This is a genomic window from Massilia sp. W12, assembly GCF_037300705.1.
Classification (GTDB): domain Bacteria; phylum Pseudomonadota; class Gammaproteobacteria; order Burkholderiales; family Burkholderiaceae_D; genus JACPVY01.
Window position 1 is genome coordinate 3,368,292 of sequence record NZ_CP147776.1, and the last position, 17,680, is coordinate 3,385,971.

Annotated in this window: 16 protein-coding genes and 1 pseudogene; 10 read left to right on the top strand and 7 right to left on the bottom strand. The window is 53.7% G+C overall.

All coding sequences use genetic code 11. The features are described from left to right. Positions 1-9 precede the first annotated feature (9 nt). Both V8J88_RS13440 and V8J88_RS13445 read left to right on the top strand, forming a co-directional pair. A complete protein-coding gene (locus tag V8J88_RS13440) occupies positions 10-681 on the top strand; it encodes a DUF1700 domain-containing protein (protein ID WP_338844642.1) in 672 nt (223 codons plus the stop codon). Positions 682-758: 77 nt separating this feature from the next. Then, entirely contained in the window at positions 759-1,709 is a 951-nt protein-coding gene (locus tag V8J88_RS13445; protein ID WP_338844643.1) for a head GIN domain-containing protein, read from the top strand. Positions 1,710-1,877: 168 nt separating this feature from the next. On the opposite strand, the gene V8J88_RS13450 is transcribed toward V8J88_RS13445, so the two are convergent. The 3 genes from V8J88_RS13450 to thrC are packed head-to-tail and all read right to left on the bottom strand — an operon-like array spanning position 1,878 to position 4,861. Continuing rightward, on the bottom strand, positions 1,878-2,147 hold the full coding sequence (locus tag V8J88_RS13450; RefSeq protein WP_338844644.1) for a MoaD/ThiS family protein: 270 nt from the start codon (positions 2,145-2,147) through the stop codon (positions 1,878-1,880). An 8-nt stretch (positions 2,148-2,155) separates the two neighbouring features. Further along, positions 2,156-3,379 (bottom strand): gephyrin-like molybdotransferase Glp, encoded by a 1,224-nt coding sequence (gene glp, locus V8J88_RS13455; protein WP_338844645.1) that lies wholly within the window; start codon positions 3,377-3,379, stop codon positions 2,156-2,158. A gap of 24 nt (positions 3,380-3,403) precedes the next feature. After that, positions 3,404-4,861 carry a threonine synthase gene (thrC, locus tag V8J88_RS13460; protein WP_338844646.1) on the bottom strand — a complete coding sequence of 486 codons (1,458 nt, stop codon included), beginning with the start codon at positions 4,859-4,861 and terminating at the stop codon, positions 3,404-3,406. A gap of 336 nt (positions 4,862-5,197) precedes the next feature. On the opposite strand from thrC, the gene V8J88_RS13465 reads away from it, so the two are divergent. After that, complete coding sequence (locus tag V8J88_RS13465) at positions 5,198-6,838, top strand: methyl-accepting chemotaxis protein (protein ID WP_338844647.1); 1,641 nt, start codon at positions 5,198-5,200, stop codon at positions 6,836-6,838. A 67-nt stretch (positions 6,839-6,905) separates the two neighbouring features. Here V8J88_RS13465 and V8J88_RS13470 read toward each other — a convergent pair whose 3' ends face one another. The 3 genes and pseudogenes from V8J88_RS13470 to V8J88_RS13480 form a co-directional block, all read right to left on the bottom strand. After that, positions 6,906-7,136: a hypothetical protein gene (locus V8J88_RS13470; RefSeq protein ID WP_338844648.1), complete on the bottom strand. Its 231-nt coding sequence runs from the start codon at positions 7,134-7,136 to the stop codon at positions 6,906-6,908. A 47-nt stretch (positions 7,137-7,183) separates the two neighbouring features. Then, on the bottom strand, positions 7,184-11,095 hold the full coding sequence (locus tag V8J88_RS13475) for a hypothetical protein (RefSeq protein WP_338844649.1): 3,912 nt from the start codon (positions 11,093-11,095) through the stop codon (positions 7,184-7,186). Positions 11,096-11,589: 494 nt separating this feature from the next. Further along, positions 11,590-11,795, bottom strand: a pseudogene (locus tag V8J88_RS13480) (IS21 family transposase); the annotation flags it as partial. Positions 11,796-12,327: 532 nt separating this feature from the next. On the opposite strand from V8J88_RS13480, the gene V8J88_RS13485 reads away from it, so the two are divergent. Continuing rightward, positions 12,328-12,519 carry a thiocillin family RiPP gene (locus V8J88_RS13485; protein ID WP_338844650.1) on the top strand — a complete coding sequence of 64 codons (192 nt, stop codon included), beginning with the start codon at positions 12,328-12,330 and terminating at the stop codon, positions 12,517-12,519. A gap of 66 nt (positions 12,520-12,585) precedes the next feature. Here the strand turns inward: V8J88_RS13485 and V8J88_RS13490 are convergent, their stop codons facing one another. Further along, positions 12,586-12,816 (bottom strand): hypothetical protein, encoded by a 231-nt coding sequence (locus V8J88_RS13490; protein WP_338844651.1) that lies wholly within the window; start codon positions 12,814-12,816, stop codon positions 12,586-12,588. Here V8J88_RS13490 and V8J88_RS13495 point away from each other — a divergent pair. From V8J88_RS13495 to V8J88_RS13520, 6 genes are all read left to right on the top strand, one after another. Then, positions 12,815-13,009: a thiocillin family RiPP gene (locus V8J88_RS13495; protein WP_338844652.1), complete on the top strand. Its 195-nt coding sequence runs from the start codon at positions 12,815-12,817 to the stop codon at positions 13,007-13,009. The two genes, V8J88_RS13490 and V8J88_RS13495, sit on opposite strands and share 2 nt — an antisense overlap. A gap of 38 nt (positions 13,010-13,047) precedes the next feature. Then, on the top strand, positions 13,048-13,239 hold the full coding sequence (locus V8J88_RS13500; RefSeq protein ID WP_338844654.1) for a thiocillin family RiPP: 192 nt from the start codon (positions 13,048-13,050) through the stop codon (positions 13,237-13,239). Between the two features lie 117 nt (positions 13,240-13,356). After that, entirely contained in the window at positions 13,357-14,376 is a 1,020-nt protein-coding gene (locus tag V8J88_RS13505; protein WP_338844655.1) for an ABC transporter ATP-binding protein, read from the top strand. 18 nt (positions 14,377-14,394) lie between these two features. Further along, positions 14,395-15,441 (top strand): ABC transporter permease, encoded by a 1,047-nt coding sequence (locus V8J88_RS13510; RefSeq protein WP_338844656.1) that lies wholly within the window; start codon positions 14,395-14,397, stop codon positions 15,439-15,441. Between the two features lie 13 nt (positions 15,442-15,454). Further along, positions 15,455-16,330 carry a hypothetical protein gene (locus V8J88_RS13515; RefSeq protein WP_338844657.1) on the top strand — a complete coding sequence of 292 codons (876 nt, stop codon included), beginning with the start codon at positions 15,455-15,457 and terminating at the stop codon, positions 16,328-16,330. A gap of 23 nt (positions 16,331-16,353) precedes the next feature. Beyond that, positions 16,354-17,679, top strand: coding sequence for a YcaO-like family protein (locus V8J88_RS13520; protein ID WP_338844658.1), 1,326 nt, complete (start codon positions 16,354-16,356; stop codon positions 17,677-17,679). The last annotated feature ends 1 nt before the right edge of the window (position 17,680 follow it).

Below are 17,680 nucleotides of genomic sequence, written 5' to 3' on the forward strand. Positions count from 1 at the left end.
GGGGAAATCATGAATCAGCAAGCTTATCTGTCCAAACTCAAAGCCGCATTGGAAGGTCTGCCGGCGCAGGTCATCGCCGATGCGCTGGCGCAAGCCGAGCAAAACATTGTTGACGCCAAAGCCCAAGGCAAAAGCGAAGAAGAAGCCGTGGCGGCGCAAGACGATGTGCGGCAAGTCGCCGCCCGCCTGCGCGCCCAGCGCAATCTGAAAGATTTCAAGCAAAACGCGAATATGTACAACTTTGCCCGCGTCTGCGCTTCCCTGGTCGGCCTGGGCTTTTTGAACATGATGCTGATCGGCCCCATCATCGCTTATTTCGCCATTCTGTTTGCCGGTTACGCGGTGGCGTTTGCCTTATTCGTCGGCGGCAGCGCGCTGACCGCCAGCGGCATCACTGATCTGGAAAAAATCGGCCTGGACGCCAAAACCAGCAAAGAACTGCAAGTGGAAATTCAGCGTGAAATGAAGCATGCATCAGCCGATGAGCGCAAATTCATCTCGATTGCCGCCGGCGAATTCTCCTCGCGCCCGGTGCGCATCGCAGTCGGTTTGCTGGTGAGCCTCGGCAGCATTTTGATGACGCTGTTGATGTTGTTTGTCACCAAATATTCGCTGCTGGGCCTGCGCCGTTACCTGATCATTAATTGGGAAATTTTGCGCGGCCAGCCGCAAGCCGCATAAACCTGAGGCGCCGGCCAACACAATTCTGCGGCGGCCAATGCGCCGCCGCGCCAAACAAAACAACAGAGGAACACAAGATGGAACAAGATCGCCTGCCCGCACCGCAAGATGGCGCGCATGACAAACAAAGCGCAGAATTCAAAGAGCCTGCCGCTGCAGACCACAGCGCGGCACAGCCGCAACAGCCGCCGAAACAGAACGCGATGGGCAAACTCAAACGCTTGCCGCTGTATTTGAAAATCGGTCTGGGCCTGGTCTTAAGCTCCATGGTTTTGACCGCCAGCATGGCCGGCTTGATGCAAGCGCATGGCGGCGTCAAAATCCAGGCCAAAAGTCTTGCCCCGCTGACGCAAAACCACCGCAGCCTGACGGCGAATATCAGCCGGGTCGAAATCAATCTTCCTTACGATATTGAGATTGAGCAAAGTGAAACCGCCGGCATGGATCTGGAAGGCGAAGCCAGCGTACTGGCCCAGATCAGCGCCACGGTGGAAGGCGATTTGCTGAAAATCGAACTGCTGCAAGACAAAAAAGTGCGTGGAGAAATCCGCAAAATCCGCCTCAAAATGCCGCAGCTGAGCCATGTGGAACATCAAGGCTCGGGCACGCTTGAGATCCGGGGCTTTCATGGCGACAGCCTGGAAATGCAGATGCGCGGCAGTGGAGAAATTGATTTCAAGGGCCAATACAAGAATCTGACAGGGGCTTTGCGCGGCAGCGGCGACATGCGCTTAGACATCGGCTCAGCGGAAAAAGTCAGTTTGAGCTTAACCGGTTCCGGCGGGATTGACGCCAAAGGCAGCGCGCAACAATTGCATACAAAATTGTCCGGCCATGGAGACTTGAATGCAGAACATTTGAGCGCACATGAAGTCCAAGCTGAACTCAATGGCAATGGCGATATGCATGTGAATGCGCGCCAAAGTCTGCAGCTGAATTTGCATGGCAATGGCGATGTGATGGTGGCGGGCAAACCCGCTGTGCGCCATGTCACCGTGCGCGGCCTGGGCGATGTGCATTTTGATTGAGAACGCCCGGCTTGTTTCGTAATACCTGGCGCCTGTCACAACCGGGCGCCGGGCAATTTAAGCAGTGCTGTACGGCTGGCGCTCCGGCGCCACGATAAAAAGCTTTAACATGCGGATGTAAAACTCTTCATTGTGAAGCCGACGCCAGCCAGTCCAGTTTTACCAGGTTCAGCCTCCTGTCACCGGCGGAAAAAACGCCACCTCGCAGCCCTCTTCCAAAGCCTGTTGCTGATCACACATTTGCTGTCCGAAGGCCTGACGCAAATGCGCCGCCTGCGCACTCTCCGGGCCAAACCGTTCTTCCCACACGCCGCCGCGCAGCGCCAGCCAGCGCCGCAAATCGGCGATATCCAAAACCTCCGGCGGGGCCACCGCCAATTCCTGCTCCACGCCTAAAGCTTCGCGCAAGCTGGCGAAGTATTTGATTGTGATATGCATCTCACACCTCATTCATACAAACTGGAAAATGGCAAAAAGCGCACCATCTGTCCATGGGCGATTGTCTGTCCCGGCGGATTATCAATCAAGCCATCGCCCCATACCAGGCTGGCCAACACCGCCGATCCTTGCTGCGGATGCAACTCCAAACCACCTTCAGCATTGATTCTGGCGCGCAAAAATTCATTGCGCTTATCCGCCTTGGGCCAGCTGAAATGCGCCGGCAATTGAAAAGCTTGCGGCGGCGCATCCGGCAAACCGGACAAGCGCCGCAAAAAGGGACGCACAAACAGCATAAATGTGACACAGGCCGAAACCGGATTGCCGGGCAAACCGATGAACCAGCTATGCGCACAGCCGCCCGCCCCCGGCGCACGGCGCAGGCGGCCAAAGGCGAGCGGTTTGCCGGGTTTGATGGCGATTTGCCATAAATCCAGCTCCCCCTCGGCTTGCACCGCCGCCCGCACATGGTCTTCGCCCCCCACCGACACCCCGCCGGAAGACAAGACCAGATCATGTTGTTGCGCCGCTTCACGCAGCGCGGCGCGGGTGGCCTCCAGCGTATCGGCCACCGGCGGCAGCAAGCTCACAGCGCAGCCGGCGCGCTGCAACAAGGCAAGCAAGGAAAAACGGTTGGCGTTATAAATCGCGCCGGGCGGCAAGGGTTGGCCCGGCAAAATCAATTCATCGCCGGTCAGCAGCAAGGCGACCCGCACTTGCGCTTGCAACGGCAGGCGCGCCAAACCGGCGGAGGCGGCTAAACCCAGGTGTTGCGGCGCTAAGCGCATGCCGGCTTGCAACACAGTGCGGCCCAGACCCAAGTCCTCGCCGCAGCGGCGAATCCATTGCCCGGACTGAATCTGCGCCAGCACGCGCACCCGGCCCGCCTCTTCCTGACATTCTTCCTGCATCACCACCACATCGGCCCCCGCCGGCAGGGCTGCGCCGGTGAAAATGCGCGCCGCCGTGCCGGCCTGCAAAGCGCTGCCGGGATGACCGGCGGCGATTCTTTGCGCCACCGGCAAACCCGCGCCTTGCGCCGCCGCCAGATCTGCCAGCGCGAAAGCGTAGCCATCCATCTGCGCCACATCCATCGGCGGCACATTCGCCAGGGCCGCCACATCCGCCGCCAAGACCCGTCCCAGACAATCTTGCAAGTCACAGACTTCCTGTCCCGCAAGCGGATGCGCGTCGCGTAATAATTGTTCCAGGGCTTGCGCCGTACTCAGCATCTTGCTCTCCTTGTGTGGCGCGTCTCAAGCCGGCAAACGCGCCGCGACCCAGGCTTTGAGCCGGGCCGCGTCAGCCGGAATCACCTCAAAGCGCTGCGGCAGATGTTCCAGGCCATCAAAGCCGGCAGGACGTTCCGCATCGCGCCCCAGCGCTTCGCGTATGGTTTCATTAAACTTGGCCGGCAATGCGGTTTCCAGCACAATCATGGGCACATCATCCTGCCAATATTCCTGCGCCACTTTGACGCCGTCGGCGGTATGGGTGTCGATCATCACACCGCAATCGCGCCACACAGCAGCGATGGTGCGCAGCCGATCAGCATGCACCGATTTGCCCGAGACAAAGCCATATTGCGCCACCTTGGCGAATTCATCGCCATCGCCGCCGGCCAGATCAAAGCCGCCGCTTTGTTCCACTTTAGTAAATAAATGCTTAACCCGCGCGCCATCGCCGCCGCACAAATCAAACACAAAGCGCTCGAAGTTCGAGGCTTTGGAAATATCCATCGAAGGGCTGGAGGTATGGAAGGTATTGGCGCTGCCGCGCACGCGGTAATGACCTGTGCGGAAAAATTCATCCAGCACATCATTTTCATTCGTCGCCACCACCAATTGCGCAATCGGCAAGCCCATCATGCGCGCGATGTGGCCGGCGCAGATATTGCCGAAATTGCCGGACGGCACGGTAAACGACACGCGCTGACTGTTATCTGTGGTGGCCTCCAGATAAGCACGGAAGTAATACACCACCTGCGCCACCACGCGCGCCCAGTTGATCGAATTCACGGTGCCGATGCGGTGACGCTGCTTGAACGCCAGATCATTGGAAATTGCTTTCACCATATCCTGACAATCATCAAACACGCCCTGCACCGCCAGATTGAAAATATTCGGATCTTGCAAGCTGAACATTTGCGCGCTCTGGAATGCGCTCATTTTTTGATGCGGGGACAGCATGAAAACCCGGATCCCCTGCTTGCCGCGCATCGCATATTCCGCTGCGCTGCCGGTGTCGCCGGAGGTGGCGCCGATGATGTTGAGTTCGCTGCCCTGCTTAGCCAGCGTGTATTCAAACAGATTGCCCAGCAATTGCATGGCCATATCTTTAAACGCCAGCGTCGGACCATTGGAGAGGCTTTGCAAAACCAGTTTTTTATTGCCGGCCTGCAGCAAGGGACGCAAGGGCGTGATGCGGCTGCAGTCGTCGCCGGCGCGGCCATTGCAATACACTTGCGCGGTATAAGTTTTGGCGCACAACGCTTCAATTTCCGCCGGCGCAATATCGGTGGCGAACTTCTTCAAAATCTCCGCCGCCAAGGCGGCATACGAGAGCTTACGCCAAGCATCCAATTCAGCGGGACTGACTTGCGGATAGCTGGCGGGCAGATACAGGCCGCCATCCGGGGCCAAGCCTTCGAGCAGAATGTCGGAAAAACTGCGGGTTTGCGCGCCGTCAGCGCTGCGGGTCGAGTGATAGAGCATGGCGGATTGCGAATTGGACAAAATTCTATTATATGGGCATGCGCGCTTTTCGTCGCGCTGCAACATGAGCGCCCCGGCATAGATTTTGCAAATCCCCAAAAGAAAAAAATTTCCTGAAAGAACTATTTTTATAAAAACTTACCAGCCCCAAAATATCTGCGTTTTACTTGCAGCATTCCCTATGCGAAACCGGCCCCATGCTTTATATTGAAAACAAGTCTGTTGGTAAGCGAAGCTGCACAGACAGCCGCAAACCGCAGAATACGTCACACAGGGAATGACGGAAAAACGTTTGGATCTGCGCCGCATGCGGCTTTTCTGTGCAAAGGAAGTGCTATGTTTTTCTCTCATTGGAGCTTACGGGCTCAGTTGGTCAGTGTTTTTGTCTTCATTTTCTTCGGTATCGCTCTGCTTGGCAGCCTGTCTCTGTATCAAATCAACACGATTTCAGAAAAAACTGAAAAGATGTACCGCCATCCTTTTACTGTCAGCGTCAACATTGTGTCAGCTGAAGCGAACTTGCTGCGCATGTATCGGACCATGGACAATATCTTGCAAACCACGGAGGCGGCAGCGCTTGATCCCCTGCTCAATGAAATCAACCAGCTGGATCAGGTGACAGAGCAGGAACTCTTGCTGGTGCAAGAGCGTTTTTTGGGGAATAAGCAATACACCGAAGATATGTTGCGCTCCTTCCGTGATTGGCGACCTATCCGCAAACAAATCATCGACCTCAAGCGCGAGGGCAAACACGATGAAGCGATACAGTTTGCCGCGCAGCAGGCCATCGCCAAGCGCAATGAAATGAATGCGAATGAAAAGAAAATCCGCAACTTTGCCGTGAATAAGGGCAAACAGCTGGCCGAAGAATCTGCGCAAAGCGCACAAAGCACATTCATGTTCATGTCATCCCTGGTCGTCGCAGTCCTGGCTTTGGTCGGTGGCGCCTTCTGGTTTATGCTGCGCCGCTTGCAAACGCAATTGGGCGGCGACCCGGCGTATGCAGTCAGCATCGTCAAGCGTATCGCCAGCGGCGATTTGGCCTGTGAGATCAGCACGGCGGCCCATGACAACAAGAGTCTTTTGTTTGAAATGCAGGGAATGCGCGACAATCTGGCCAATATTGTGTCCGAGGTCAGGCGCGGCGCGGACAATATCGCCAATGCCGCCAACGATGTCGCACGCGGCAATATGGATTTATCCAGCCGCACCGAAAGCCAGGCCGGTTCACTGGAGGAAACCGCAAGCTCAATGGAGGAATTGACCGCCACCGTGCGGCAAAACGCTGACAGCGCACGTCAGGCGCGCGACCTGGCTGGCAGCGCCTCTGATGTGGCGCAACGCGGCGGCAAAGTGGTGGGCGAAGTGGTCAACACCATGGATTCAATTAACGCCTCCTCCAAAAAAATCGTCGATATCATCAGCGTGATTGACGGAATTGCCTTTCAAACCAATATCCTGGCTTTGAATGCAGCCGTGGAAGCAGCGCGCGCCGGCGAACAGGGACGTGGCTTTGCCGTAGTGGCGGCGGAAGTGCGCAGCCTGGCCCAGCGCAGCGCGGGTGCGGCAAAAGAAATCAAGCAGCTGATCAACGACTCGGTGGAAAAAGTCGGGGCCGGCGCACGCCTGGTGGATCAAGCCGGCGCCACCATGTCGGAAATCGTGCAAAGCATTCAGCGCGTGACAGACATCATCAGCGAAATCAGCGCCGCCAGTCAGGAGCAAAGCACCGGGATTGAGCAGATCAATCAAGCGATTGTGCAGATGGACCACAACACGCAGCAAAATTCCGCGCTGGTGGAAGAAGCCGCCGCCGCCACCCACAGCATGCAAGAAGAAACCCGCCAGCTGGTGGACCTGGTGGCGACTTTCACCTTGGCGCATAGCGGCGCCAAGGCGCAAGCGCAAATGCCACGGGCGGCAAAATCGCAGACCTCCAAGCTGAAGTTGATTCAAGCTGAATTGCGCCGGGCTTAAAGCGAAAGGCTGGCGAAACACCGGATTGATTGGCTTACGCGCTGATCAATCCGGGGCTGCGCAGGCATCAATATTTTTCCATGCGCAGCCAGGCAATTGCGCCGGCCATGCTGCAGTTTGCGTGCGTTTGCATGCAGGCATAAGCATATTCGCGCAACACATCATTGGCGCCGTACAGGCTGCATGCGAGCAAAGCAGCGGCCTTTTCTTCATCATAGCGCCCGGCAAACAAGATGCGCCAATACCAGTCAGCCGCCCACAGTTCAGCAATGATGATGTGCGCTGTCCATAGGGTCAAATAGATCTCCGTTTATTCCAATGCATGAGAGCCAGCTTTGCCACATTTTAATGCCGGCGTATTGCCGCCAATTTTTTGATCCGCCCGCCTTCATATTCCACCCATTGCGCCACAGCATCCAGCGCCCGATGGCGCGGGAACACATGCGGCGTCTGGCAAAATGTGGCGTATTTTCCGGCCAATAATTCGCAACGATCCGGGCGGAAAGCGGCGAAATCGTTCAGCGTGGCGCGGGCGCCGAGTTGGAGAAAGCATGACAAAATAAAGCCGCAATCTGGATTTTTCAGCCTCATGTATATGGAATATTTTTTCCCATTGTTTTCCCATTTCAGGCAAGGGGTGGGCGGCAGCTTGCGGCCAAGCAATTGTAAAAGCCCGGCCAAAGCCAGCAGCGAGGCATAACTTTGGAAATGTGTTGGCTCTGCCGTCTGCGCCTGCAACCAGTCATGCAGCAATTTGTCACTTTCTGCCGGAATGCTCTTGCCAAATGCGTGCATAAAATTTTCCCAATGCCTGGCCGTGCCGGATTTGAGATCAGCGCGGCGCTCATAGGAAGCCGCAGCGCAAGACCACAGATAATGAAATGGCGCGGCGATATTCTTCGCTTGCAACAGGATTTCGATACGCTCAGCTTGCAGTGCGTTTTGCAGCACAGCCCCAGCATCTGCGTCTGAAAATTCAACAAGATGCATTCCTCCCAATAGCCTGTGCGCGGTCATGGCGAACAAATCTGCATCATCCGGCTGTGTTGCAAATCGCGCCAATACGCCATTGGCCCATGGTTGCCGTAAATCCGGGCGGCTTTGCCAAAAAAGCTGCGGGGCGTGCGCCAAATCATTCCAATCTGCGGCGTCAAAAGCGCTGCATGATATCAGGCTGAGGCGATGCGCCAACGCTTCTTGGATGTGTGCTGCTGGCGCAAAATCTGCTGGCGACGGCAGGCAGTCCAGGCCGGTGCGCACAGGATACCAGGCTTGCGCGGGGACAAGCTCAACTGCAATTTGCACTAAAGCATCCAAAGCCGCAGGAGCACAAGTTTGCATTGTGAAGCCGTAAGCGCCTATGAACCGGCAAAGTTGGTAAAACTGTTTTTCAGCACCATCACGCAATGCGCAGGCGCGCCAGGCAGATGCCGGCCATTGCCACAATAGTTCAACACAGGCCTGGCGAAAATCGTTTGAGAAACTGGCCAAGAGATCGTTGACTTCCGCCAAAGACCCGCATTGCTGCAAGAGATTGTCCATGCGCGACGCATTGAAAGCTTGTTCAAACTGGCTGCGCATAGCGCCCCGGCGTGCCAACAAGGCCATCGCTTGAGCGACACTAAGCAGCGACCGTTCCGATTGCACAGTATTAGCCAAAACTGCATCCAGCAAGGCATCATCCAAGCCCTGGATTAATTTCCTGGCAAAGTCAGGTGTTGAGCGCTGAAACAACGGGAACAAATCCGGCAAGGTCGCGCCTTGCAAAAGACTCAGCCAGCGTTGCGCGCCTATTTTTTTCTCCAGGTTTGAGAGTAAAGCGCTCTGATTCCTGGCGTCATGCAAGCCAAGCTCACGCAGGGCAAAGTTCAGCGCGCCAAGCGAGCGGCCGGATTGCACGGTGGTGCGGAAAATGGCTTCCAGCAAGGCATCATCCAAGCCGCTGATTAATTGCGCAGCGAAGTCTGGGGTTGAATTTTCAAGCAAATGAAACAAATCCGGCAAGGTCGCGCCTTGCAAAAGACTCAGCCAGCGTTGCACGCCTATTTTTTTCTCCAGGATTGAGAGTAAAGCGCTGTTATCACGAGCGTCATGCAAGCCAAGATCACGCAGGGCAAGATGCAGCGCGCCAAGCGAGCGGCCGGATTGCACGGTGGTGCGGAAAATGGTTTCCAGCAAATCATCATCCAGCAAAGCAATTACTTGCGCTGAAAAACCAGGCGGGGTGTTTTCCAGCAATTGCATACAATCCTGCAACGCGCCGCGCTTTATGACGCCATACCACGCTGAAATCGGGAAGGCGCTTAATAAACTTGCCACATAGTCCCTTGAGAGTTGATTCAACGTCCTTAGGCCATACCCAATGCCATGCAGCCAGCGCACATCGCCACCGCCATGTATTAAGGCCGCGATCTTGTCTTGAAGTGCCGCGATATAACGCTGCGCCAAAACAGGCGCCAGTGCGTGCCCGGCGCGGGTGCAAATCATGCAGCTCCATGAAATCAAGCGCACATCATGCTGCATTGCGAAGCGCAACCAAACCTCAAGCACCCTCTCATCCGCTAATATTGCCGCCTTGAGTTGGTAATCATCAGCCGGCTCAAGCAAGGCTGGCCGGGTGCGCAATACCAGTAATAATGCCTGCGCCAACGCTGATTCCCCCTCGTGCGCCAGCAGCCAGGCGCAATACTCCGCCAACACGGCGCCAGATTGCTCAAGTAATGAACCGGCCACCCGGTCTTCCCGCACAAGCGCATGCAGCAACACTTCTGCTGCAGCAGGATGTTCCGCGCAAAAGCATGGCGGATGACCTTGACTGGCCAGCCAAACCGGCTCACCTTGCCCCAATTGCGCAATCGCTCGCTGCTCCTGCAATGAAAAAAAATCACAGCGCGGATCAATGTCAGATGCCGCCAAGGCCGCAAATCGAAACCAGGCTTCATGGTTGTCAGCCGCATTTTTAAAATACGCCTGACGGGCATGGCGTAAAATTTCCCGCTTAATTGCCTGGGCAGTGAGCTTTGCCGGGGTATGCAATGCCGCGCAGGCTTTGCCGATCAAGAACAGATTGCGCCCGCATGCATTCGCCAGCCGCAATAAATCGTCTTGCCGCACCGCAAGCCAATCCGGGCGCTGACTTTTGATATAGCGACACAGCGCTTTATCATCCAAGGCCAGCGAATACAAGCCGCCATCGGCTTCAAGCTGCTCCAAAAAAGCATGTCCATCACTGCGCTCAACATCTTCCTCACCCGCCCCGACACGGCGCGCAGTACAGATGATGCGCCACTGCCGCCCTGCGCCAAGCAGCCGGAATTTATCGATCAGGTTTGCCGTTTTATCCCAATCCTGATGCACATCGTCCAGCACAAAAAACACCGGGGAGGATAAGCGCAACTGCATTGCGTGCGCAATTTCATGTGCGCTCGCGCTTTCGCTTGGCAAATGCAGGTAATAACAACGCCAACCCGGCCGCACGCAAGCATTCAGCGCCAAAAAAGTTTTACCGGCGCCGCTCATGCCGCACACCACGCTCAACTCTTGTGCTTCGATCTGCGCAGACAAGCGCGCCAGGGAGTCCCCCTCATCACGCCATATACTTCCATTTTTACGGGCGATCTCGTAACTCCTCAGACGCAGCGGCATTCTGCCCTCGCCTATCGGCCAGAAGACATCGCCGCGCCATCCAAGATTGGCGCAATGAACTTGCACCGCCGGCTCACCAAACATTTCCGCCACAATATCCGGCATGCCTTTAAGCTGAGCATCAAACCATTCGCGTCCACGCAATTCAAATTCAATTCCGCGCTGCTTTAAGCTCGCGCGCAGGGGGAGATACTGCTTGCTGTCTTGCACATCTTTAATTGTGCCGGTGCAAAGGATCACAAAGCAATGCGGCGCCGGCAGCTTTTCCCGATCCAAGGCTTCATCGGTGAATTTTTGCACCCACGTCTCCAGCAGGGCTGGGGTGATAGCGGTATTTTTACTTTGCCAGCACCAATACTGCTCCCCCTTGGTGCTCACAAAGTCGATGCCAAATTGCGCTTGGCCATTACGGCCAAAATATTGCGCTATATGGCCTTCATGTAAGATCAGGCGATAACACAGGCGCTCAAACCATGGCCCGTCGCCAGCGGCGTAGTGCAAGGTGGGGTAGCTGTGCGCCGGATCAAGCGGTGCGGGCCAAAATGGGACAGTCAGGCTTGCTGTTTGTGCTGGCAGCGCGCTGTGAATTGCCGGTGGCAGTGAAGTGGTCATGGTCAGATGATGGGTGGAGTGAAAGCAAAGTCGCTGGCTTACCTTTCAAGACCGTGAAATTGATGAATTGATTGTACAAGCCGGGATGAATACCGGCAAGCAAAGCCCCACGGGAAGCTGTCAAAGCGGGGCGCACCAAGTGGATCTGATCACAACTTTCGCCTTGGCGCATAGCGGGGCCAAAGCGCAAGCGCAGATGCTGCGGGCGGCAAAATCGCAGACCTCCGAGCTGAGTGATTCAAGCTGAATTGCGCCGGGCTTAAAGCAAAAGGGTGGGGAAACACCGGATTGATTGGCTTGCGCGCTGATCAATCCGGGGCCATCCAGATATCAATATTTTTCCATGCGCAGCCAGGCAATTGCGCCGGCCATGCTGCAGCCTGAGTGCGTTTGCATGCAGGCATAAGCATATTCGCGCAACACATCATTGGCGCCGTACAGGCTGCATGCGAGCAAGGCATTGGCCGGACATCATGCCGCACATTCCGGCAAACCATTTTCAGATGCGCCACCTGCAGCTTTGGGCACAAGCCGACCACCACCACGCCTTCCTCACTCCAGTCAAACTGGAAGGCTTCGCCTGGCGCGAACTTTAGCGGTACAAACGCATTGACGCCAGCGCGCCCATCGCTTTGGCGCCACGCCCGGATGAAATTGGTCAGCCGGCATAACCTCCCTGGTAACCTTCCGCTTGCAATTGTCGGAATAACGTCATTTCTTACTCTGTCATGTTACGGATCTCACATGCTCCAGCCTCAATTTACGGACACGCGGGGCTGAGAATTGAAGCAAAGCTGCAGCGCTTAGCGTCATCCGACTTCCGTTGTAATTTTTTTGTGTACTTTACGAAAGGCTTCCATGTATGCGATGCTCTTGATGCCAAATCTGGGCGTGAACTCTGAGATCCAGTCAGGAACTGGCTTTGGCTGTGATTGATCATAGTGCTGCCACAACTCTCAATATGATTCAGTACCTAAAAATAATAAAAAAACTTACATGTTGCATTTTGACATTTTTAAAAACAATGCTTTACATATTGGAGAAATGTGTTATTATGAAACACCTTCACTCATATGTAGGCATATGTGAGTAAGGGCTTCTGATTGCTTCAGTGCATTCTGCTACTGAAGCATCTCTCCGACATAAAACGGGAAGTAATCGTTTTATTCATCTTTGTTGGCCATACCTTATTTGTGGATGGCCCTACCTTGTTCTATTTTTTAGGAAATAAAATGCAAATCAATCACTCTTTTGACGTGTCCCCAGAAATCGGTGCAGAAGTTGAAGTTCTGAGCAACGCAAGCTATTTCGTCCTTGAACCAGAATTGAAGGATGGCGGTTTCGACTGCGCTGGCACGGTTGGTTCGGCTGGCTCGGTTGGCGGTTGTTTGGGTACTTTCGGCACTTTTGGCTGCTGCTGCTAATCTGCAATCTTCAATCAACACAACTTTTTGCGAAAAAAAATGCAAATCAATCACTCTTTTGACGTATCACCAGAAATCGGCGCAGAAGTTGAAGTTCTGCATAGCGCAAGCTATTTCGCCCTTGAGCCAGAATTGAAGGATGGTGGTTTCGACTGCGCGGGTACTTTTGGCTCGGCTGGCTCCTTTGGCGGGACTCTGGGTACTGTCGGCTGTTTTGGCTGCTGCTGCTAATTTGTTCTTGCAGCGTTTTTTGCAGAACTGCGCTTCGCTGCAAATTTCAGAAAAGGAAATTCCCATGTTTCGTTCCAATAGCATCTCCCACGCTTTCGATCTGGCAACTGCTTCCAGCGACATCGAAGTAATGGCTCAATCTCAGTTCTTCGTTCTTGAACCAGAAGATAAGGCGATTGACACCTTTGGTTGCCTTGGTAGCGCTGGCACTTTCGGTGGCTGTTTTGGTTGTTTGGGCACTGCAGGTTGCTGCTGCTAATCACCATTCTTTAACAGTGAAAATTTTGAGAGCATAAAATGCAAATCAATCACTCATTTGACGTTTCCCCAGAAATCGGTGCGGAAGTTGAAGTCCTGAATGGCGCACACTATTTCCTTCTTGAACCAGAAGTGAAGGATAGCGGTTTCGATTGCGCTGGCACGGTCGGCACTTTTGGCTCCGCTGGTGGTTGTGCTGGCACCTTCGGTACATTCGGCTGCTGTTGCTGAGTTAGCATGTAAGTGCACATGCATGCACTAACTTGAGCATGCATGTGCCACTCTTTACGCATGTGGCGAGAATGGTGGGGATTGCAATGAATATATGTAGGGTACGAGGTTGATGGCATGATTCAAGCCGATGAAATAAATGAAACACCCAATGTCGAGAAAATAGCGAGCAGTGGGAATCGAGCCGGTGCAGTTATGGATTCTTCCGATCCCAGCGTCCCATGTCTGGAGGTTGTCAACACTTCCATAAGTTATGGGGATTTCATTGCTCTCGACGGGGTTGATCTAAAAATTCAATCCGGTGAGATCGTCGGAATACTTGGCCCAAACGGCGCCGGGAAGTCCACACTGATCCGCGCATGTGAGGGATTGGAAAAGATAGACCAAGGACGCATCTTGCTCCTGGGTAAAGATATTTCCGTAGAGCGAAAAGCGCTGGAAGGACGAATTGGCGTAGTGTTGCAACGGCCAAAATTTTCCAGCTATGCGACGGTTCGTGAAACCATTGATTTGTTTCGCTCGTTCCGTGCCTGTGGCAGTGAGCCAGAACGCCTGACAGAGGCGTTGGGGCTGAATTCAAAGCTTGACGTCAAAATATCAAAACTATCCGGAGGGGAACGCCAACGTCTAGCTGTGCTCATTGGATTGATGGGAAGACACGAGCTAATTCTCTTGGATGAGCCGACATCGGAACTGGACCCCCAGGCGCGCAGGGTTGTCTGGCAACTGATTTCTCAAGTCGCACGTCAGCATAATAGTGCGATTCTGATGACTACCCATCAGATGGAAGAGGCCGAGGTTCTGTGCGATCGCGTCTACATTATCGATCATGGCAAAATTATTGCCAGCGGTAATCCGGCGCAAGTAATCTTCGACAACTGCGAGGAAATGTCTGTATTGGTAACAATTCAGGCTGATGCGATGGAAGCAGTAGGAGCTGCTTACCCCAATATCGCCAGTACCAGACACGGTCAGTTCATTAAATGTCATATAAAGGTAGCGGCAGTTGAGGAGGGCCAGAAGCTGATGCGAGAATTACTTGAACGGTTTGGTTCTGCGGTTGTAGATGTTGGACTGCAACGTTCAAATCTGGAAGATGTCTTTATTAAGCTAACTGGCGCGCATCTCCGTGACTAATATTATTTAGGGGGTATCTTGTTTCGTCAGTTTTTATTACGTTGCTATCGCTCTTTCTCCAGAAACATTGTGGTTAGCATCCTGCCATTAGCGATGCCAATGATTTTTTTGCTCTTGTTTCTTGATGCGACCAAAGGTGCTGGTGCGCCTCCGTCTTTCAGGATTGGTGTCGCTCAGGAAGCAGCGTCAAGTCCTTGGGTTGATGAGTTGATGGCAAAAGGAGTGGTTCGTATCGACACGCTCACGTCAGAGGCAAAGGCAGACACGATCGACAGTCGTAAACACGATGCGATTTTGCTGGCTCCAGACAAGACTGGGGTTCCTGTTTTAATGGTTCGTGAAGGCTTGATGCCTTGGGCACGCGTGCTTACAGCAGATAAGCTCGTCAACAGCGCTGAGGGCGGCGCTACCGCGAGACCTCGGATTGATATTCGCGAGATCAAGGTGAGCAATAATGATTACCTTTCGTTCATTCTGCCAGGATTGTTCGTGATGGTGTTAATTCAGTTGGCGATGACATCAACAGCAAATGTCGTACTCAATGATCGTGCGGACGGTACGTTTCGGCTTGTCTCTTCGGTCAAGGGCGCAATCTTACCGCTGGTGGCGGCTGAGATTTTGTTTAGGTTAATTTTCGCTTGTGTCTGCTATTGCCTCATGTTGCTGGCGATTTCCCAGTCAACCACAGGGTGGATCAATTCGACAATCTTTCCGTTCACTGCCGTATTTATGCTGGGTGCGGTAATGATGGTGGTATTTGGCTACACATTAGGCGGGCTGCTGCCAGGCAGAAGAAATTGGACTGCGGTCATCACTTTAATGGGATTGGCATTTTGGTTCTTTTCTGACATCCTGTTTCCCGCTAGTCAGCATGCGCTTGCGCGTCCGCTGGCATTGGTGTTGCCGCCAACGTATTTAACTGATGCACTGCGACAAATTGCAACAGGCAAGCCAGGTACATTTCCTCTTTATGTTGATATCGGCGCCATGGTGTTCGTGCTGGTGGTATCAACTGTGATCAGTATCCGCTATTTCCGTTTTGAAACGAATGACGACCGTTTATAAGTAGGATCCAAATATGCAAGCAAATAACTCATTAGTTGAAGCGTCAGAAAATCAACCGGCTATCCGCGATCTTGACATGGTGTTGCTCTACCCAGGGGCTATCGATGGAGGCGCTGAGCAAGTCATCATTGGATTGATACCTGAAGTGGTGCAGCGTCCGGAAGTCACAGCTTGGGCATTTGAACGCACTTTAGAGCCTGTCCCGGTGGTCGCGCTTTTGCTCGATGTTGAAGCGGATGCGTTGGCCGATGTCGTCGATCTCTGCGAGGATTGGCTATCGTCGCGGTTGGTTGATGATCCCGTGTTGGTAATGCCGCCCTTGGTTGATATGCCAAGCAGTGGTTCGAGAGAAAATTTGCCTTGGGGCGTGCGTCAGTCAAAGATCAATGCAGCAGCAGGCGCCGGCAAACTCAGACAACACATCGCACAGGAACAGGCAATCTGTGAGCTTGCATTGGCCGTACTGAGTAATGTACGGGACAATGCTTGGGACAGAAAAACAATTGCTCCCACACTGCTATATACCATACTCCAGCATGTAGCTGGAGAAGCTCAGGTCGCGACTGTTGCATATCAAATGATGCAACATCTCCTTTCCGAGCATCCAGCCAAGGAAACATTAATCCGGCAATTCAGAATGAATGCGCACAAACTGGTCAAGGCGGATGTGCAAATATTGCTTCAAGGCGCCACGCATGACGAGTTTCAGTCAGCACTGAGCACGCAGCTTGACAAATTGAAAAGTATTATGGTTGCGCAGGATGTGGCTGGCAATAATGCTTTTGTTTCTGCGTTCTGGAAGCGCTTGGCGGGCAGCATTGGTTTTACAGCAGTTGAGGCTGCTTATCTCGCCTGCCTCGTTGCAAGCAATGGACGGGCCGAACAGTGAAAATTAGACCTAGCATCACATCCATGTTATTGGAGCAGGAAGCTGCATATCCCTTTATTCGACTCGCCCAGCCTTTTGCTGGTGTGACCGGAATTCCTGAGCTTACCCGTACTGTGGAATTGGGCCAACCCGAGCTTGAAGTTGCGATATCGCGAGTGGGAGATGTGTCCGCTTTGTTTCCTGGCTTACGCTCAGGCGATGGGCGTACCTATGCTAACAGTGGCGGTATGAACGGCGCATGCGCAGACGAAAATCCAGAACTGGCTATAGTTAAATCCATTGCCGAGGCTGCTGAGCGCTACGCTATGACTGTGATAGGCAACGATGAGGTTGTGGTCGCTACAGCAAATGAACTTGGAGCTGAAGCGCTGGATTGGCGTTTGTTTCCGCGCTGCCTTGATCATGAGTACGCGAATTTTCCCGCCATAGTTCCCTTCGATCCAGATAAAAGGATGCGATGGGTGAAGGGAATTTCTTTGGTGAGTGGCCGCCGTTTGCATGTTCCGGTCGCGATGACGCACATTTCGGCGGTTAGCCGTCGCGCTGAATCATTTTCCCTGCCTATCTCGACTGGTGTTGCTGTGCACACCTGCATTTACGAAGCCACAGCCAGGGCGATCATGGAAGTAGTCGAGCGCGATTCAATTGCATTGACCTGGTATTTGCGCCAACCGCTGCCAAGAATTCAAATCAGCTCAGAGCGCGTTGAACTTTATCGCGAGCGCTTCAAAGCCTTTGAAAGCAGCCAGATTACGCAATACTTGTTTGATGCAACGACCGACCTGGGTATTCCGGTTGTGTACGGCCTGATGGTTGCGCCTGGGCATCCATCAGCAGCCATTGTGGTCACCGCTGCAAGTGACCTTAACCCGGTTTCAGCCTGTGCTAAGGCGATGCGTGAGGCGGTTTCCACGAGATTGGCGGTCATTGCATCGTCTGAAGTGCCTGCAAGTCCAGAAGCCTGCATCAAACTCGAACATGGAGCAGTCTATATGGGGGCGCAATCAAGGATGAAGGAATTTGACTTCCTTCTCAAGTCCAAGCAAAGTATGGATATTGAAAATATCGCAAATCGTGACGTTGGCGACAGTCGTCGTAACCTGCTCTGGCTTATTAATCGGTTAAAGGAAAAAAATATTGAAGCCGTGGCGGTGGAATTAACGACAGAGGACCTTCGTGAGAGTGGTTTGCGTGCTGTGCGTGTCGTAATTCCACAGTTGATGCCTATGTCCTACGTCACGATGGCCCGTTTTCTTGCACATCCACGCTTATCACAGTACGGTGAACTGGTCACTGGCGCCCCCTTTACGGCTGACATGGTCAACCCATTACCCCAACCTTTCGCGTGAC

Bases quoted from the DNA above. Each gene is read 5' to 3' on its own strand.
- V8J88_RS13440 (WP_338844642.1), top strand. From the start codon at position 10: ATGAATCAGCAAGCTTATCTGTCCAAACTCAAAGCCGCATTGGAAGGT.
- V8J88_RS13445 (WP_338844643.1), top strand. From the start codon at position 759: ATGGAACAAGATCGCCTGCCCGCACCGCAAGATGGCGCGCATGACAAA.
- V8J88_RS13450 (WP_338844644.1), bottom strand. From the start codon at position 2,147: ATGCATATCACAATCAAATACTTCGCCAGCTTGCGCGAAGCTTTAGGC.
- glp (WP_338844645.1), bottom strand. From the start codon at position 3,379: ATGCTGAGTACGGCGCAAGCCCTGGAACAATTATTACGCGACGCGCAT.
- thrC (WP_338844646.1), bottom strand. From the start codon at position 4,861: ATGCTCTATCACTCGACCCGCAGCGCTGACGGCGCGCAAACCCGCAGT.
- V8J88_RS13465 (WP_338844647.1), top strand. From the start codon at position 5,198: ATGTTTTTCTCTCATTGGAGCTTACGGGCTCAGTTGGTCAGTGTTTTT.
- V8J88_RS13475 (WP_338844649.1), bottom strand. From the start codon at position 11,095: ATGACCACTTCACTGCCACCGGCAATTCACAGCGCGCTGCCAGCACAA.
- V8J88_RS13485 (WP_338844650.1), top strand. From the start codon at position 12,328: ATGCAAATCAATCACTCTTTTGACGTGTCCCCAGAAATCGGTGCAGAA.
- V8J88_RS13495 (WP_338844652.1), top strand. From the start codon at position 12,815: ATGTTTCGTTCCAATAGCATCTCCCACGCTTTCGATCTGGCAACTGCT.
- V8J88_RS13490 (WP_338844651.1), bottom strand. From the start codon at position 12,816: ATGGGAATTTCCTTTTCTGAAATTTGCAGCGAAGCGCAGTTCTGCAAA.
- V8J88_RS13500 (WP_338844654.1), top strand. From the start codon at position 13,048: ATGCAAATCAATCACTCATTTGACGTTTCCCCAGAAATCGGTGCGGAA.
- V8J88_RS13505 (WP_338844655.1), top strand. From the start codon at position 13,357: ATGATTCAAGCCGATGAAATAAATGAAACACCCAATGTCGAGAAAATA.
- V8J88_RS13515 (WP_338844657.1), top strand. From the start codon at position 15,455: ATGCAAGCAAATAACTCATTAGTTGAAGCGTCAGAAAATCAACCGGCT.
- V8J88_RS13520 (WP_338844658.1), top strand. From the start codon at position 16,354: ATGTTATTGGAGCAGGAAGCTGCATATCCCTTTATTCGACTCGCCCAG.